Here is an 18,675-nt window from a genome sequence, read left to right on the forward strand (position 1 = left end):
ATTCGCGTGGTTGTTCATTGGGAATTTGGCTGTGTTTTATGAGCGCTGCCAACTGCACGCGGGTCCGAAGAACGTGATTAAGAGACCCTAACGCAGCGCTCCGACTGCACGCGGGTCCGAAGAACAGGATTAAGAGACCATAACGCAGCGCGCAATCTGCACCAGTAACGAAAAAACGCTTGTATTGCAATACGCGAGACATGATTTTTTTTACACAGTTTTGGCCTATAACCCCGACGAGTTTGCGCGGAGTGTCGACTTGCTATTAATGAGAATCATTATTATTATTGATACACGTTATAAAAATATCTTCAGTAATCGTCTGCGAAAGAAGAGCGTAGGTCGATGAATTTAAGAAGATGAAGTGTAGAGAGCGAAATAATAATTATGACTCAGGTCATTAAAAATATTGCGAAACGTGCTTTTGCGATGGCAGGCGTTGCCATACTTGCGTTTGCGGTGTTAGCGTCTGGTTTTGGCGCAGCAATGACAGCGTACGCATCAGAAGGTGGAAATCCTAGCGAAAAATACGATCCTACGAAAAAAGAAGTGCTAAGTCACGGTCATACGGACGTATTTTATCCAATTCAATACAATGGTAAATTCATTATGGCCGTCGAAAAAGACGCTGCCACTTTCTTAAAGCCTGAAAACACTACTTTACGCGTAGCAAAAAGTACGTATACCACAAAATCGCAACTTCCTGCTCTCGCTACTGAATACTACTATCTTGATAGTTCCGGAAATCAAAATGGAAATCCTCTCTTCCCGGGTTGGGATACAGGTTATGCTGCAACTTTAGTTGGTGCATCTCACGCAGATGAAGCAACAGCAGATATTGCAATTCAGCAAGTTACTGGACCAATGAACGGGCGTATTCTGCTTTGGACTACCGAGGGAGCTGGAAAAACTTCGAAGAAATTATCGTTTGAAGAGAACGATTTAGACGACGAACCTGATACTGAAGGTAGCCGATTTATGCTACCTGGTGTGATTCATCAACATACTGCTGGGCATGTGCATGCAAACTGGGGATTTACGCAACCTGGCGTTTATAAGCTAAAAGTAGCAGCAACTATTACAAATAAGAACACTAAAAAGCAGATCACAACCGAGCCTGCAGAATACACTTTTGAAGTAGAAGACACATATTCCGGCGAAGTTCCTACTTCTGGCCTTTCGGAAACGCTTGGTTTGCATCGTCGCGGTGATTCTATTAATCCTGACGATGATGAAGAAGCGCACAAAGCTTCCGAAGAACATAAAGACACGGATAAAGACGATGGCGGCGATATGCGCATCGGCAATATTCGCGATTCCGGACCGCATCCGCATTATCATTCATACGAAGGTTATGGTGGCCTCGATTTGAAGGTGGTAAACAGGCCAAAAGGCGCTCGCATTGAGTGGCGATATGTGCGCGCTGACGAAGGTCCTGACGCGTATGGAACCACTCTTTTTGCTGAGAGATTGCAGCTTCCAGCTGAGCCTGCAATGAACAAAATGAAGGTGTATGCTCACGCAACTGAAGGTGAAACGCAAGTTGGCAAAGATACTGCGTCTGCAACCATCGCCGTTGAAGATCACGGTGCCGACGGACGCCCCGTTGTAAAAGCAATCGCTCCGTATAAGCGTTTTAAACCAGGGGATACTTTACGCGCGAAAACAGCGCTACTTAACCCGCACGTTGCAACCGACGGTATTACCGGTGCGCCAATTGACGATCCGACAAGTCCAGTAACTTCCATTGTTAAGGACTATGTGTGGTTGATGAAAAAGGAAGGGGAAAGCGAGTTCAAGCGCATCCCTGGAGCTGTTAGCAGCAGGTTGGAGCTAAAACTTGACGCTTCTATGGACGGTGCTACGATTCGTCCTTCCCTGGTTTTGAAGAATGGTGAATTGTATCGCAATAGTAAATTCGACGAGTTTTGCGATTACGTTATTGAGATGGGTGGCGTCAAACATAACGGACAAGAGGCTGCTGAGAAACAAGTTCACGATCCTGATTCGGAAGAAGACGCGCGTCACTCAAGTAAGCGTCGCCTTAAGAAGCGTAGAAGCGTACATAGAAGTGTGAGAGGAAGGCGTGCACGCGTTAACGATGCTGATGCTGCAAATCGCGGGTTTGTGCACAATCTTTTCGCTAGCGTTTCCAACAATGGGTTTGCTGGTGGGTTTGCCGGTGGTTTTGCTGGTGGTTTTGCGACGGCAAATAATGCAGGAGACAACGGTTTTAATAAAAACCAGAGTGAGCAAAAGTTAACGCAGTCGGGAGCGCAACAGAATACAAAATCGGGAATGTTTGGCAATCCTGACGGAAGTGTCACTTTTACGCCGAATTTCTTCGGCAATGCTGCCAGCAAGTCGAAGAAACTTAAGCGTCATCGCAACAACCGCAACGCTCGCAATCAGAACGCTCGCAACAACCGTCAGCTTCGTCGCAACAAAAACGTGAGGAATTTCCCTCAAAATAGTAACGGAAAATCTACTGACGCAGCAAAAAACAATACGGAAACGTCGGGTTCGTTTAAGCGCGTAGAAAACACCAGCGGTAACAAAAACAAGCGTTCAGTAAACGCTGCCAAGCGTACAACGAAATCTAAAAAGGCTTCGAAAAAAGTCTCGAAAAACGTGCGTTCATTTGAAAACGAAAGTCGTCAAGCTGTAGAAGCGTCGAAACAAACAAATAGCGACGAAGAACCTACAGCGCAGCGCGATACGGAATATACGCAAGCACAAGAAGACGACTCGACGGAAGATCAAGAATCTAACAACAACGGTACTACGTGGGTTGCGGCAGCAACCGGCACGGCAAGCGTTGGATTATGCACCGTAACAGGCGCGTGTAGCGTACTTGCTCGTCCTCGTACCAAATTGATCTGATAACACCTCGCACAAATTAGCGCATTGAGAAATCGCACATATAAGAACATTATTTATAGAAAGCTTAGAACAATGAACTTCACACACAACACAGTATCAAGTCAAAAACGACGCCATGTGTACGCTAAAGCGCTTACGGCAATGATGTTGTCACTGCTCACCATTATTGCTTCAGTATGCTTGCCTGCACCATTAATGAAAGTTGCGTTTGCGGAAAGCAACCAGCCGGTGATGATTCAGGCTGGTCATGCCGACTTCGGCCCTACGCTTATCGACAACAAGTGGAAAATGAAAATTCGCGACGACACCGGCGACGAACCAGTGTGGAGAGATCCTGAAAACGTGGTGTTCCGCTTAGCAAACAACGCAATAGTTCCTATGCCAAACGACGCGGCATACAGTTTTATTGGTGAAAAACCAGGGACGAAGCTGTATGTGATTCCGCAAACGCAGAATCCTGACGTGCCATGGCTCGGCTGGAACACGCAAGAAGGTGGCGTATTAAACGAACTCGATCGTGGCGCAAACCTCTCACTCGATGGGGTGAGTGGTCCCGGAAAATTGCACGTTTATTTAGAAAACGGCAATAATAATCCGCAACAACTTTGGGACAGCACCAAAGGATATCCGCAAAATACGTGGATCGAAACTAACGCGCACACGCATGTGAATTGGGTATTTTCAAAGCCGGGCGTGTACCACGTTAAGCTCACGTTTTCTGGAAAACTTAAGAACGGACGCGCGGTAAGCGATACTCGCGTACTGAACTTTGCTGTGGGAGATAGCACTGATCCGCAAGCTGCTTTGGGTGCTGCTACAGACGGTGGAGACCAGTCGGATGAAGGAAATGCGGACGACAATGACGCAGATAATGCTGGTGCCGACGGAACTGAAGAAAATACTGACGGTGGCGATCGTGCGCACGCTGCGTCGCGCAACGTTCACAAACAAGCTGCGCGCAACGCGGATACTACTTCCGGGTTACTTCAGCTCGTGGGAATTATGGTAGCAATTGTTGCCATTATTATTGTGGCTTTCGTAGGTTTTGCCGTAGTAAAAAGTAGGAAAGCTCGTCAGCAGGCGTTGGCGGAGCAGCACAACGGGCAGCAGTCGGTACAGCCGATGCAATCAGTGCAGACGGTGCGAGCGGCACAACAAACGCAGCCGGTACAGCAAACGCAGCCGGTACAAATGGTACAAACTATTAACGAAGACAACAATTTGTCTAATTTAGTGAGTGGACAAGAAACTACAGTAATGGCGCCAATTGATACTCATACTACTGAATCTGGCGCTTCTCAGTTTGATTCTTCCGGCTTTGATTCTTCTCAATGGAAATAAGAAATTTTGGTGATGATGATGCGTAATACTATAAAGAAATTATCTCGCGCTTTATTGGTGGGCGTGTGCTTGTGCGGTATGGTGATGGGAGCTCCCGCGGCTTTTGCTGACGAAAACGGCAACATCACTGCAGTAAGCGGTAAGCAGCAGAAAACTAAAGATTTTACCGCCATAAAGAAAGCCAATTTTGAAGCGTGTGCAGCTGCTAGTTTGGAGCATACTGCTTCGCAACCTGCGGCTGATAGTAAAGCTGCAATGTGCCACGCGTATAAAGGTCATAGTGACGTTTTTGCAACTTTCTTTGATACTCAGAATAAGCGCATGGTATTAGGCACTTTAGGCGATGCGTTTGAAAGTGAAGATCATACTGGCACTCGTTACGATACGAATCGACTTATTTTTGAAGTCGGATCTAAAAATATCATGCAACTTTCTAAAGATGAGGACAATCCGGTAATAAAAGAAATCTACGCAACAACTCGCGAAGGTGTGGTCTGGTTCTTTGATCAGTCGGGAGCCGGGAAGACTGGCGCTTTGTGGCCTGGTTTAGATACTAGACCGTTATATGAGGGAGCTGGTTCTACTTCAGTTAATCCAACAGTCAAACTGTCATTAACTGGTATCGAAGCACCTCACAATGGCGAAGTTTTTATGTACACTCGCAGCGGTGACGATTATGAGAAAATGCTCGGCTCTGCGGATGGCTGGCCGAAAGATGTGGATATTACTGATACTAAAGGTAAACACGAGCACATGTATTGGTCTTTTAACCGTCCTGGTGTGTACAAGTTAAAAATGAAGGCTACTGCTACCGTTGGTGACGAGAAGCAAAGTGCTGAGCAGATTTACACTTTCCACGTAACCAATCACGATGTGACGATTGGTGACTTTGCCGACTATGACGGTCCGTCTTTCGACGGCGACGATGGAGATGGCAGTGATGGTGAAGAAGATGACGAAAATTCTGATGAGGATGAAGATGCGGAAGGTGACGATAACAGCATTAAATTGCAACAAAGTAACGGAGCCTTCTTTATCAACGGCAACAACAATACGGTGTATGTAACACCGTGGCCTGGTGCTAAGCCGGATCAAGGATTGAAAAACAAGCTTGGGAAGGCTGATCCTCAAGGAAACAAAGAAAAGAAATCCAACGAGAAGCAGTGCACGCTATTCAAAGATATTGATGGCGACAAGCTGGTAATAGATCACGGGCATGTGGACGTTGCTGTTTATAACGACGATGCCAACAATATTGACATGGCTGTGCAAGAAGATGTGACAGGAAGCCACGTATTTAGAGACCCGGATACCGTCGTGTTTGCAGTAGGCGAAGCTGGAAAAACTCAAGGCGTGTACCGCATACCACAAACGCAAATTGACGGTGTGCCGTGGATGGGCTGGAATAATCAATCCATGAATCCACACAAGCCTACGCAATTAAGTCTGACAAGCGTTGACGGGCCTGGAGATGTGCGAGTTTGGATGTTTGGTGGCCTCGGCGGAGGAGATCAGGAGATTTTCTCAACACAAGGTGCAACCGACTACACGATACCAGCAAATACGCATGCGCACGCAAACTGGGACTTTAGCGAGCCAGGATATTACACGCTTCATTTTGAAGCCTCCGATGGTGAATCAACAGTGCAAAAAGCTATTCACGTTGCGGTAGGAGTGGATCCTGAAGAAACGCCAATGTCTTGCGCGGCGATAGGAAAGAACAATCAGAAAGATCCAGCACCTTTACCTAAGAAGAATCCTCGCGTTCCTAAGCCGTCTAATGGACCACAAAAGCCGTATTCAAACAGTGGTAACAATGGCGGGAACAGCGGATTTGGCGGCGGATTTGGCGGCGGAAGTTTAAGCCGTAGGAGCTTTGGCGGAAGTGGTTCCCACAGTGGAAAAAGTCTGCCGACGTCTTCAATGAAACGCAGCAAACTTACGCCAAAAATCAGCAGAAACAAGCTCTCTCCAAGCCTGTACCGACAAAAATTGAGCAGAGGACTCGAAGTTGTAGATGAAGAAGCAACGGGTATTGCTGGCCTATTCCAAAACAATCCTGCTGTAGCGTATTCGTTACTTGCAGGAGGCATACTTGCAATTCTTGGCGTTTCTGGTGCTGGAATTTGGTATCTCTACAAATGCGGGTTTATCAACTTGAATTGGTTGCTGCGTTACTAGTTTGCGCTGTTAGTTTGCGTTACTAATTGCGTTACTAATTGCGCTACTTAACAATAGTAGAAGTGTGAAATAGGAGAATGAAAAGGGTGATTTTTCAGCCCAAAATATTGCGGAAAAAATTCGTAGCGGTGGTTGCAGCGTGTGCCGTAGTCGCGCTTACTCTACCACTTGGCGCGTGTGGAACTGTGCATGGCGGCAATAGCGCAGGTCATCGCGACGGGCGCATAAACGTAGTTACTACTACCGGCGTCTTGCGCGATATGGTGGCAAATGTTGCGGGTGACGCTGCGAACGTAAGTGCAATTGTGCCGGATAATGCAGATCCACACTCCTACGAGCCGCGATTGCGCTCAATTCGCGATGTTGTGTATGCGGATGTGGCTTTCAGTAACTACATGATGCTTGAGGAACACGGTGTGATTACCGCTTTGGACGCGAACTTGCGAAAAGGTGTGCCGAACGTTGAGCTTGCGGAAGAAAGCGTGAAGCATGCGGCGGATATTATTCCGATGGTTGAAGACGTGTCGCTGGATACGATTTGGCTTGGGCTTGCTACGGAGCGTATGGCTGCGCAGGTGGGAACTGAAGCTGAAAATGCACAATCTTCTGGAAAATCTTCTGAAAAATCTTCTGAAAAATCGCAATCTTCACCTTCTCAAGACGCACAACCTTCCCAGAACTCGCAATCTTCCCAGAACTCGCAATCTTCCCAATCAAACGCGCCTTCTACTGTGACGAAAGAAGGACGCGCAAGCGTGATGAAACCGAATGCGTACAGCATGAAGCGTTCCGACAGAATCCGCTTAACTGCAACAAAAGTGAGTGGCCCAGGAGCGTTATTTGCTTACCTTACAGGCACTTTCGGAAGCGTTGAAACTTACGTAAATTCAGCGAACGGAATTAGCGACGACGATCACGTGGATTTGCCGGCTGACGCACACACGCACTTAAGTTGGGCTTTTAGCAAGCCGGGAGAGTACACGCTTGACTGGCACGCGGATATTTTGGACGCTCAGGGCGCGCGAGTGGCAAGTTTAGGGAATGCAACCATGCGCTTTGCGGTTGGCGTAAATGCGCAGAAAATAGCCAAAAAGCGCGGCGCGCGCGTGGTTTTGAATCAAGGTCACGCCGATTTAGCGTACGATCTGGCATCGCATGGATTTATGTACCGAGTGGATACCTTACAAGAAAAGCGCTCTGCAACGCCAAAGCGAGTGTACTACCAGCCGCGCGATGTGGTTGTGGAAGTGCCGACGAATGCGCTAAAGGAGATTCCGGCAGAGCAGGGGTATCGTTTTTTGGGTGCGGCTCGCGAAAAGTTGTATCAACTTCCGCAAGCGGTTCTTGGAAAGCATGTTCACGGCGATATTGACCCGCATTTGTGGCAGTCGGTAAAAAACGGCATAGCGTATGTGCGCACGATTGCGGATCGTCTTTGTGAAGTGGATCCTAAAAACGCGCGAAAGTATCGCGCCAACGCGGACCACTATATTAACAAGTTGCTGGATGTGGACGCGTATATGCGCAAAAAAGTTGCGTCAATTCCAAAAGAACGACGCAATTTAGTCACAACGCACGACGCTTTTGCCTACTTAGGTAAGACTTACGGCGTAAATATTGCGGGATTTGTAACGATCAATCCTTCGAGTGAGCCGAGTGTGCAAGACAGGCGTAGGCTTTCGCAAATTTTGCGCGATTTGGAGATTCCGGCAGTATTTTTGGAGCCGAATTTGATTTCGCGTTCGTCGGTACTTAAAGAGCTTGCGGCTGAGGCGCATGTGAAAGTTTGCCCAATTTATGGTGACGCTTTCGACGCGAAAGTTAGAACTTACGCGGATATGATGCGGGCGAATGCGGATTCTTTAGCAAAATGCTTGAAGTGAGCTTTAAGTGAGATTGAAGTGGAAGTGACTTATGAATAAAAATATTAGCGAAAACGGTACTGTTATTAACGCGCAGAACTTAAGCGTAAGCTACGCAAGTCGCGCTGTTGTGAAAAACGTTTCCTTTACTATTAATAGCGGCGAATTTGTTGGCTTGCTGGGTGCAAACGGTGCCGGCAAAACAACGCTATTTCGTGCGATTATGGGGCTGATTCCGCACGTCGGAAAGTTGGAAGTGCGCGCGCCTCATACGGAAGGTGGCAGCATGAACCCGCGCGTGTCCTACGTGGGTTACGTGCCGCAGCGTCACGATATTGCTTGGGATTTTCCGCTTTCCGTGCTTGACGTGGTGATGATGGGCAGGATTCGGCATATTGGTTACGTTCGTCGCGCGAAAAAAGAGGATTACGAGATAGCGCTTGCCTCGCTTGAGCGCACCGGAATGGCCGATTTTCGTGACCGCACAATCGGTGAGCTTTCCGGCGGGCAAAGGCAGCGCGTGTTGGTTGCGCGCGCACTTGCCGGAGAGCCTCGCTTGCTACTACTTGACGAACCGTTTACCGGACTTGACATGCCAACTCAAGAACTACTTACGAGCCTGTTTTTGGATTTAGCAAAGTCGGGAGAAGCGATTCTTATGAGCTCGCACGACATAATCGGCTCGATTAATTCGTGCTCAAGAATCATGCTTTTTGACGGAAGTATTGTAGGCGACGATGTGCCGCAAAATTTGGGTGCTGATCAGTGGGTGAAAACCTTCAATGTAACTCCGCAAAATCCGCTTATTCAGGCCGTTGAGCGCGTAATTGGGAAGAAATAGAGGTGGAAAAGTAAATGTTATCGCCAATCGAATTTATACAAGACTTAACTAACCCCGACCTTTGGTTCCTACTAAAAGCGCTTATTGTAGCCTGCCTTTCGAGCGTAATTTGCGGAGCTGTGGGATGCTACGTGGTGCTTCGAGGAATGGCATTTATCGGCGACGCTGTAGCTCACTCCGTATTCCCAGGCCTCGCAATCGCCTTCGTATTACAAGGCAATCTGCTATTTGGCGGCGCGCTCGCGGGAGTTGCAACCGCACTAATCGTATCAATCTTTAGCCAAAACCGCAGGCTTCGCGAAGACTCGTTTATTGGCGTATTCTTCGTATCTGCTTTCGCACTCGGAATCGTAATAATCTCAAAGGCTTCCGGCTACGCAGGCTCTTTGGAATCCTTCCTTTTTGGCTCGATTACAGGCATTCCGGACTCAGATATTGCAGTAGTAGCTGTTACGGGGCTGATTATTTTGGCGCTGTTGAGCATGTTCCACAAAGAACTCGTGTGTGTGTCAATGGATCGCGAGACTTCGCGCGCAATGGGACTGCCGGTAGCGTGGCTCGACGGCATGTTATACGTTTTGGTGGCGATTGCTGTGGTTGTTTCCGTGCAAATTATTGGAAACGTGCTCGTGCTTGCGCTGCTAGTGACGCCTGCTGCAACTGCGCGACTGCTTACGGATAGGTTGTCGAGAATGATGATACTTGCGCCGATTATTGGTTGCGCGTCGTCGATTGTGGGCATGTATATTTCGTGGAGCTTTGATACGGCAACAGGTGGCACGATTGTGCTCGTAGCTACGGCGCTTTTTGTGCTTGCGTGGGCTTGCTCGCCTAAGCACGGGCTGATTGCGAAGGCGTGTGTAAAGAAAATAGCGGAAGCTCGCTAAAAAGTGACAGTTACTTTACAAGCGTGTACAGAAAATGTCGGAATTTCGTTAAAAAGTGACAGTTACTTTACAGGCGTGTACAGAAAATGTCGGAATCTCGCTAAAAAGTGACAGTTACTTTACAAGCGTGTACAGAAAATGTCGGAATTTCGCTAAAAAGTGACAGTTACTTTACAAGCGTGTAAAGAAAAGAACGTAGCGCAGGTTTGTAGCGGGTTTGTAGCAGGTTTATAGCGTGCGGCACAATAGACGTATGGTATCAAAAGGAAAACCTTCGCCAAGAAGCGCCGTAAAACCACTCAGCGATGAGCAAGTAAAGCGCTTGGCTGCAAAACACCACTTAGTTGACCCAACCTACTACTACCCAACGGGAGCGCGCAAACCAAACGAAGCGGAAATCAACGCGCAAAATCCAAAGGCAACTGAACGATTGCTTGAAGGAACGTCTCGCGTATTGCGCTCGCGCTCAAAAGTAAAGGCGTGGGGACTAGAAAACGTTCCAGAAGATGGCGTATTCATAACCGCGTGCACGCACGTAACCATGTTCGACGTATTCGTGCCGATGACAGCACTATTCCACCAAGGCCGACGTCCGCGCTACATGGCGAAAGCAGAACTTGCCAACTGGCCAATCTTAGGCAAGTGGTTCCAGCTCGTAGGTATGCAACCGGTGCCACGTAGAAGCGGAAAAGCTCGCGAAATCGAGGAAGAATCAATCAAAATCCTCACAAGTGGCAGACCGCTGAGCGTGTGGCCAGAAGGAACAGTTACCAGAGATCCGCAAAAATGGCCTATGAGCATGAAGCCAGGTGTGGGCGTGATTGCGCTCGAAGCTTCGCGCAGACTAGGACACCAGATTCCGCTATTTTGCGCGGTTGTGTGGGGGGCTGCAAGCATTAACCACTGGTGGCCGTGGCCGAAGAAAAACATTGTAATGTGCTACGATACGCAACTTGACTACTCGGATTTGTTACAAGGAAGCGAAAGTTGGGGAGAGTTACCTCCTTTGGAATCTGCCGCCGAGCTAGCGAGACGTATTCGCGTGCGCATGACGCAAATTATGGAAGAAATTCGCGGCGAAAAATCGCCTGCCGGCTATTTTGATTACCGTCTTATGAAAAGAGTTACGGAAGAAACGCAAGAAACGCAACAAGCGCAACAAACGCAACAATAGTGCGTAGTCGTACGTTTAGGCACACCCGTAAAGCGGCGTGTGTAGAATTGTGTAATAGCGTGATTATAAGTCATTGAGTTGCAAAGTAGTCTGCGGAATCGCGAAACTGCGGAATCGCGAAACTGCGGAATCGCGAAACTACAAAGCAGCTTACAAAACTCACAACCGAAAGGCAGGACATAAAACATGAACGTTACGGTGTTGGGTGCTGGCGCTTGGGGAACTGCGTTTGGACAAGTGCTTGCGGACGCGGGCAATCAGGTGACGATGTGGGCAATAGAGCCGGAAATCGTTGAAGGAATTCGCGACCATCACCATAACGGTGTGCGCCTACCAAGCGTAGAAAAACTGCCAGAAAACATGACAGCAACGGGGGATCGTGCGGAAGCTGTTGCAAACGCGGATATTGTAGTCGTGGCGATTGCGGCACAGTTTGCGCGCGTTGCGTTAGCTGAGTTTGTGGGGCTTATTCCGCAAAATGCGATTGTTGTTTCGCTTATGAAAGGCATTGAGCGCACCACCGGCAAACGCATGGATGAAGTTGTGTGCGAGGCTTTGAATTTGCCGCGCAACCGTTTTGCCGCACTTTCCGGACCAAACTTAAGCAAGGAAGTTGCTTCTCGCCATCCGGCTGCAGCAGTAGTTGCCTGCACTGAAAAGTCTCAGGCAGAAGTAGTGGCAAAAGCCTGCTCGAACAGCTACTTTAAAGCGTTTGTGTCAACCGACGTAATCGGCGTAGAAATGTGCGGCTCGCTTAAAAACGTGGTTGCGCTCGCAGTTGGCATGGCTCGAGGCGCGGGTTACGGCGAAAACACTGCAGCTATGATTGAAACGCGCGGACTTGCAGAATTGACGGCTTTGGGCGTTGCTGAAGGCGCAGATTCGCGCACTTTCGCAGGCCTTGCAGGCTTTGGCGATTTAGTGGCAACTTGCGGATCTCCACTAAGCCGCAACTACACTTTCGGTGCAAATCTTGGCAAAGGCATGAGCGTTGAAGAAGCAACCGCCGTAAGCAACGGTGTGGCAGAAGGCGTGCCAACTACGAGCGCGGTTGTGGCAATGGGCAAGCGCTTGGGAGTAGCAACTCCGCTCGCAAGTGCAATGGCTCGCGTGCTGGAAGAAGGAATCTCCTGCCAAGACATGCTCGCCATGCTTTTTGACGACGACGTTTGCGAAGAATAGGTAACGTTTGCAAAGGTAACGTGCGCGAAAGTAACGTTTGTGAAAGTAAGTAGCGCGCGAAAGTAACGTTTGCAAAAGTAACGCGCGTAAATAATCGTAAATAATCGTAAATAATCGTAAATAATCCAAAATAATTAAAAATAAGCTAAAGGAAAGAAATGACGAAAAAGCGTGTAGTGTTCTTGTATGGCGGTAAAGCAGACGAACATTCGATTTCTTGCATATCTGCTGCTGGAGTGCTCAGTGCTGTAGACGAAAATCGTTTTGACATTGTGCGAATTGCAATCACAAAGAAAGGCGAGTGGATTGTTGGTGGCGAAGACCCGCGCAACTTCCGCATGGAAGAAGGCGAGTTGCCGGTAATTACAAAAACCGCTGAAACGCGCGATGTGGTGCTCGATCCTGCCAAAGGAGCAGACGGATTTTTGGTGCGCGAAGCCGACGGCACGCTTACAAGTTTGGGTCATATTGACGCTGTTTTCCCAGTGCTTCACGGCCCAAACGGTGAAGATGGCACTTTGCAAGGCTTGCTTGAGATGATGCAAGTTCCATACGTTGGTTGCGGAGTGTTAGCTTCGGCTGCATGCATGGATAAATATTACGCAAAGCAGCTTTTTAAAGCGGCCGGAATTGCTGTGGCTCCTGGAATTGCACTGGATGCGCGCAAGTTTGCAAGCGACGCGGAAAATCGCTTCGGCGCGTACGCAAACGAAATTCTTGAGCAAGTTGAAGCGGCAAAACTTGAGTATCCGCTTTTTGTAAAACCAAGCCGTGCAGGATCTAGCTTTGGCGTTACAAAAGTGGAATCGCGCGACGCTAAAGCTTTGGCGCAAGCCGTTTTTGAAGCGTCAAAGCACGATTGGCGAGTGTTAGTAGAGCAGGGAATTGACGCGCGTGAAATCGAGTGTGCGGTTCTTGCGGCTCGCGATGGTGAGGAGCCGCAGGCAAGCTGGCCTGGAGAAGTTGTGCTCGACAAGCGCGAGGCTGGCGAAGACCAGTTCTACGATTTTGACAGCAAATACATGGATTCTGCGGCTTCGCACGTGGAAGTTCCAGCAAATCTGCCGGAAGAAACTTTGCAGCGCGTTCGCAAAACAGCGCTTGCAGCGTTCAAAGCGGCAGACGGCAGAGGGCTTAGTCGCGTGGACTCTTTCGTAACTAAAGACGGGCGCGTAATTCTTAACGAAATCAACACGATGCCTGGATTTACGCCAATTTCCATGTATCCAAAAGCTTGGGAAGCAACCGGAATAAGCTACAGCGATTTGATTACGAAACTTATTGAAGGCGTGCTTAAGTAAGAAAAGTAACTTTAGGTAATCTTAGGTAATCTTAGGTAACTTTAAGTAACTTAAAATAAAAAACGCGAAAAATCGCGAATAATCGCAAATAAGTAAAAACGACAATATAAAGGAACGGGTATGCAAGAACTGCAACATGACAACACGTATGTGTTGGCGAAAAAACGCCAAGGAACTATTGGCATGTCATTATGCCTGTTACTAGTTGTGTGGATTGCCGTAGCGTACGTGCTCGGCATGTGCTATTCGCAATTCGTGCCACGAGGAGCAGTGAGCAATTCGTTAGGGACCATACTCGTATCGGATGTGGCACAATACTTGGTGGCGCTGCCAATAGCAATGCTTGTCATTCGCAAAGTCCCCGTCGCTGCCACGCGCCAATTTACTATGCGATTGCGCCAATTTGGAGGCTTTTTCGCCGCAAGCGTACCAATTATGTACATTGGCAATATGTTGGGAATTGTGCTCGCTTTATTGCTTACAGGCGGCAAAGCAGAAAACCACGTTTCTGAAATTATTGAATCCGGAAGTGCGTGGGAAACCATGGTGTTTGTGGTGATTCTTGCGCCGATTATGGAAGAATGGTTGTTTAGAAAGCAGCTACTTTCGCGACTGCGCGTATACGGCGAAAAGCGGGCCATCGTATTTTCGGCGCTCGCGTTTGCGCTATTCCACATGAATATCTTCCAGTTCTTCTACGCGTTCGGACTTGGGCTTGTTTTCGGCTATATGTACGTGCGCACTTCGCGTTTGCGCTACAGCATATTGCTTCACATGATTGTGAATTTCCAAGGAAGTGTTGTTGCTTTGTGGTTGGAAAAGCAGTTGGTGGATGCGAGCGGCAACATGATTGAAATAGATAAACTTTCAAATCAGGAGCTGACGAATTTGCCTGCCGGGTTTATGCTGGCTGGCATTTACGGCATGTTTATGCTGGTTCTGCTGGTGATTGGCATAGTTTTGCTCGTTCGTCGCCGCCGGTATCTCGTGTTCTTCGACGCGCCTGCGGAATTGCCTAAGCGCGAAGGTAGGAAAGCGTTGTACGGAACTGTTGGCGTTATCGCATTTTTGATTATTGCGATCATGATGAATGTGATGATGCTTTTCGCTTAGTATTCGGATAAGGTTCGGATAACGAAATTTATATAACGAAATTTTATAAAAAGTTGCGCTAACAAGAGTCGCGCCACAGCACACAAAGGAGATTGCTATGTCAAACGAACAGTCTGCCGGCAAAACTATTCGCGTAGGCCTGCTGGGAGCCGGAACCGTCGGTTCGCAAACAGCGCGACTAATAGTTGAGCAGCGAGAGGAGCTTGCCGCCCGAACTGGTGCCGTAATCGAACTTGCCGGCGTGGCCTGCTTGCGTCCGGAAGAAGTAGACGCTCCGTGGATTGATCGCGATCTACTCACTACGGATACGGCTTCCTTGTGTGCGCGCGAAGACGTCGATATTGTAATCGAGCTGATTGGCGGCCTCGAACCGGCGCATACTTTCGTAAAAAGCGCGCTGAGCCACGGTAAATCTGTGGTTACTGCAAACAAAGCGTTGCTCGCAAAATTTGGTCCGGAATTGTACGAGTGCGCAAAAAGTCACGGAGTTGACTTGTACTTTGAGGCGGCTGTTGCCGGCGCGATTCCTATCGTTCGTCCGTTACGAGAGTCGCTTATTGGTGACGAAATTACGCAAATTTTTGGTATCGTAAACGGCACTACCAACTATATTCTTGACGAAATGACAGTGCGAGGACTTGATTTCGCAACGGCTTTGCGCGCGGCTCAAGAAAAGGGTTACGCTGAAGCGGATCCTACGGGAGATGTGGAAGGCTTGGACGCGGCGAATAAGGCTGCTATTTTGGCAACGCTTGCATTCCAAATGCCAGTGAGTATTGACGACGTTTCCGTTGAGGGAATTAGTGCGATCACTGCTGAAGATATTGCGGCTGCTGGAGCAGAAAATCACGTAATTAAGCTGCTTGCGGCGGTTGAGCGACATGGCGACGGCGACGGAGTGAGCGTTAGCGTGTATCCGGCGCTTGTTAGTGCGGAGCATCCTTTGGCTTCGGTGCATGGCAGTTTTAATGCGGTGTTTGTGAAGGCGAAAGCTGCCGACGATTTGATGTTCTACGGCCGCGGTGCCGGCGGCGCTCCAACGGCCAGCGCTGTTGTGGGAGACGTTGTTTGTGCAGCACGAAACCTTGTGCGCGAATGCTCCGGTTTCGCTGTGCCAATGTACAACAGCTACGTGCCGGCTTCTAGTGAAGAAACTTGCGCCGATTTTGTGGTGCGTTGCAATATGGAAGACACTTCGGCTGCTTTGTGTGGAGAAGTTATGGACGCGTTTGCGGCTCACGGCGTGAAAGCAGAGCGTTTGGCTTCGGCGTGCGAGGCGAAATATGCGCAAAATGGCGGCGAAGGCGATTGCCCTGCCTGCGGAATTGGCGGGCCTGGAAGCGTGCGCGTGCTTGTGCGCGAATGTGCAGACACTGAGATGCGGGCTATTTGCGAAGATTTGCAATCGCTGGACGTTGTGCTAGGTAAGCCGCTTGCTTTGCGAATTATTAAGTAGGCCAGATTGTCAAGTAGGCCAGCTCGTTAAGTAGGCCAGCTTGTTAAGTAGGCCAGCTTGTTAAGTAGGCCAGCTTGTTAAGTAGGCCAGCTTATTAAGTGGGCCAGCTAAACGGAAAAGGTGCTAAATGAAACCGATTTGCAAAACCGTCTCAGTGCGAGTGCCGGCAACTAGCGCAAATCTAGGATCGGGTTTTGACACTGCCGGAATCGCGCTTGATTACGCGGATTCTTTAACTTTTACGTTAGACGATGAAATTTTTGCGTCTGAAACCGACGAAAATAGTTCGGCAGCAGAAAAATTACCTAACGTGCGTGTAATTATTCACGGCGAAGGCGAGGACACGCTTCCAAAAGACGAAACGCACTTAGTCGTATCAACTTTTCGTAAGGCTTGCAAAATTTTTGGGTTACCAAACTTGCGATTCACTTTAGAGGCGCATAATCAAATTCCGCAAGCGCGCGGAATGGGGTCTTCTGCAGAGGCGATTGTGGCTGCGGTGGCGGCTGCTTGGACTTTTACGCACGAAGGCGAGCTTAATCGCGAAGCAATTTTTGAGATTGCGGCCGCGATTGAGGGACATCCGGATAACGTGGCGCCTGCTGTTTTTGGCGGATTGACGATGAGTTGGAAGCTTGATGTAGGCGAGGGTAAGGGTTCCGTGCGAGTGGCTGGAGAAGATGCGGCAGGATGTGGAGAGGAGCCGCTTTCTGCAGGTTTCCACACGGTGCGATATGAAGTTTCGAAAGATATTTCCGTGTCAGTTTTCGTGCCTAATTTCGAGCTTTCTACGGAACTTGCGAGACGTGCGCTTCCGGCAAATGTGCCTTACGGGGATGCAATATTTAACGTTTCTCGCGCTGCGATGCTTCCGGTTGCGTTTGGTTCGTTTGGTTCGTTTGGCGCATCTGGTGAGTTTGGTGCAGAAGCTGTGAAATCCAACATTTCTCGCAACGCATTACTGTTCGCAGCAACGCAAGATGCGCTTCATCAGCCGTATCGCGCAAGTCTTATGCAGGATTCGTGGGATTTGGTGGAAGCGTTGCGCGCTGCCGGTTTTGCGGCCGCGATTTCTGGAGCGGGATCGTGCGTAGCTGTGTTCCATGCCGGAAGTGCTGCGCTCGCGAACGCGCAAATCGACAAAATTGCGGAGCCGTGGCTTGCGCGCGACGGTTGGCGAGTGCTTCACGTGCCAGTCGATTCGACTGGCGTAACGGTCGCTCGCGAATAGGTTGTGAGAAGTTATAAAAAGGGAGCAGATATGGCAGTTTCGTTGATTTTGGCTTCACAGTCGCCTTCGCGTAGAGCGGTTTTGGCAGCGGCTGGCGTAATTCCGGTGATTCACGTGAGTGAAGTGGATGAGCCGGCGGCTTTGCGAGATGCTGCCAGTGAGCGTGAAACAAGCGTTGAGCAGTTGAGTGCTGAGGAGCGCGTTTCGATTTTGGCGCGAGCAAAAGCTCAGGCTGTGTATGAGTCGTGGAAGCGTGTGGCGGATGCGGCCAGCTGCGCTAGTGGCGAATGCATTGTGGGGTATCCGCTGGAAGCGGAAGTTGCTGAAACTACGGGAGCTGCGGAAACTACTAGTAACGCTTTAGCAAGCGACTCCCAAGCGGACGTAACGCATAATGTAGATACAGCGCAAACCCGCGATTTTTCAGGCGTAACTGTACCTACTAAAACTTTCGATATTCACAATTTTGCTCATCTAAATGAATCTTCTAACGATTGCAACAATGTGCTAATCGTTGGCTGCGATTCCATGTTCTTACTAGATGGCGAGTGCTATGGAAAGCCGCATACTCCCGAAATTGCTTTTGAACGAATCAAGCAAATGAGTGGCAAAACGGGACAATTGTGGACGGGCCACTGCTTAATCGACGCAAAAACCGGCAAAATCGTGTGCAAAACAAGCCACGCAAGCGTAACTTTTGCGCACATGAGCGACGCGGAAATTCGTGCTTACGTAGAAACAGGCGAGCCGCTGGAAGTTGCGGGATCCTTTACGTTAGAAGGCTTCGGCGGAGCTTTTATTGAGGAAATTCAAGGCGATCCGCACGGAGTTCTTGGAATCAGCTTGCCTTTGCTTCGCAAGATGGTTACTGAGCTTGGCTACGCGTGGCCGGATTTGTGGAATAAGAATACTTTGGAAGAAGCCGGTGCGAAGAACGATCCAGCTTCCGCACAGGTGCCTAAAGAAAACGTGCATCAGCCGGGAGATGGCTGGGTGCAGTGCAATTGCGGGCGCAGGCACTGGGGTCATAACGGTGCGGCTGGCGTGCTTCTCGCCAGGCGAGATGAGTCGACTGGGCGCGTGACACACGTTGTGATGCAGCATCGCGCGCTTTGGAGTGCGGAAGGCGGCACTTGGGGGATCCCGGGCGGCGCGATTTCCGACGGCGAAAGTGCGATTGAGGGTGCTTTGCGCGAGTCTTTCGAGGAAGCGAATATTACTTC

Annotated in this window: 12 protein-coding genes and 1 pseudogene; all 13 read left to right on the plus strand. The window is 49.2% G+C overall.

The window, feature by feature from the left end; translation table 11 throughout:
• Positions 1 to 387 precede the first annotated feature (387 nt).
• Positions 388 to 1,966: pseudogene (locus tag AXE77_RS06965) on the plus strand (choice-of-anchor M domain-containing protein); the annotation flags it as partial.
• Positions 1,967 to 2,955: 989 nt separating this feature from the next.
• The gene (locus AXE77_RS04990) at positions 2,956 to 4,224 is read left to right on the plus strand and encodes a TIGR03773 family transporter-associated surface protein (RefSeq protein ID WP_116712403.1); all 1,269 of its coding nucleotides are present in this window, start codon (positions 2,956 to 2,958) and stop codon (positions 4,222 to 4,224) included.
• Between the two features lie 15 nt (positions 4,225 to 4,239).
• Positions 4,240 to 6,405 carry a choice-of-anchor M domain-containing protein gene (locus AXE77_RS04995; protein WP_116712422.1) on the plus strand — a complete coding sequence of 722 codons (2,166 nt, stop codon included), beginning with the start codon at positions 4,240 to 4,242 and terminating at the stop codon, positions 6,403 to 6,405.
• Positions 6,406 to 6,482: 77 nt separating this feature from the next.
• Positions 6,483 to 8,288: an anchored repeat ABC transporter, substrate-binding protein gene (locus tag AXE77_RS05000; protein ID WP_430886654.1), complete on the plus strand. Its 1,806-nt coding sequence runs from the start codon at positions 6,483 to 6,485 to the stop codon at positions 8,286 to 8,288.
• 31 nt (positions 8,289 to 8,319) lie between these two features.
• On the plus strand, positions 8,320 to 9,108 hold the full coding sequence (locus tag AXE77_RS05005) for an anchored repeat-type ABC transporter ATP-binding subunit (RefSeq protein ID WP_116712404.1): 789 nt from the start codon (positions 8,320 to 8,322) through the stop codon (positions 9,106 to 9,108).
• Between the two features lie 14 nt (positions 9,109 to 9,122).
• The gene (locus AXE77_RS05010; protein ID WP_116712405.1) at positions 9,123 to 9,995 is read left to right on the plus strand and encodes an anchored repeat-type ABC transporter permease subunit; all 873 of its coding nucleotides are present in this window, start codon (positions 9,123 to 9,125) and stop codon (positions 9,993 to 9,995) included.
• A gap of 253 nt (positions 9,996 to 10,248) precedes the next feature.
• Entirely contained in the window at positions 10,249 to 11,169 is a 921-nt protein-coding gene (locus AXE77_RS05015; RefSeq protein WP_116712406.1) for a lysophospholipid acyltransferase family protein, read from the plus strand.
• Positions 11,170 to 11,355: 186 nt separating this feature from the next.
• Positions 11,356 to 12,351 (plus strand): NAD(P)H-dependent glycerol-3-phosphate dehydrogenase, encoded by a 996-nt coding sequence (locus AXE77_RS05020; RefSeq protein WP_116712407.1) that lies wholly within the window; start codon positions 11,356 to 11,358, stop codon positions 12,349 to 12,351.
• Positions 12,352 to 12,509: 158 nt separating this feature from the next.
• Positions 12,510 to 13,652, plus strand: coding sequence for a D-alanine--D-alanine ligase family protein (locus AXE77_RS05025; RefSeq protein ID WP_116712408.1), 1,143 nt, complete (start codon positions 12,510 to 12,512; stop codon positions 13,650 to 13,652).
• Positions 13,653 to 13,772: 120 nt separating this feature from the next.
• Positions 13,773 to 14,765: a CPBP family intramembrane glutamic endopeptidase gene (locus AXE77_RS05030; RefSeq protein WP_116712409.1), complete on the plus strand. Its 993-nt coding sequence runs from the start codon at positions 13,773 to 13,775 to the stop codon at positions 14,763 to 14,765.
• 97 nt (positions 14,766 to 14,862) lie between these two features.
• The gene (locus AXE77_RS05035; RefSeq protein WP_116712410.1) at positions 14,863 to 16,221 is read left to right on the plus strand and encodes a homoserine dehydrogenase; all 1,359 of its coding nucleotides are present in this window, start codon (positions 14,863 to 14,865) and stop codon (positions 16,219 to 16,221) included.
• A 127-nt stretch (positions 16,222 to 16,348) separates the two neighbouring features.
• Positions 16,349 to 17,452 carry a homoserine kinase gene (locus tag AXE77_RS05040; RefSeq protein ID WP_116712411.1) on the plus strand — a complete coding sequence of 368 codons (1,104 nt, stop codon included), beginning with the start codon at positions 16,349 to 16,351 and terminating at the stop codon, positions 17,450 to 17,452.
• 30 nt (positions 17,453 to 17,482) lie between these two features.
• Positions 17,483 to 18,675 (plus strand): Maf family nucleotide pyrophosphatase (locus AXE77_RS05045; RefSeq protein ID WP_240612659.1); only part of this gene is annotated, 1,193 nt, incomplete at its 3' end.

Source organism: Gardnerella massiliensis (genome assembly GCF_003408845.1).
GTDB lineage: Bacteria > Actinomycetota > Actinomycetes > Actinomycetales > Bifidobacteriaceae > Bifidobacterium > Bifidobacterium vaginale_H.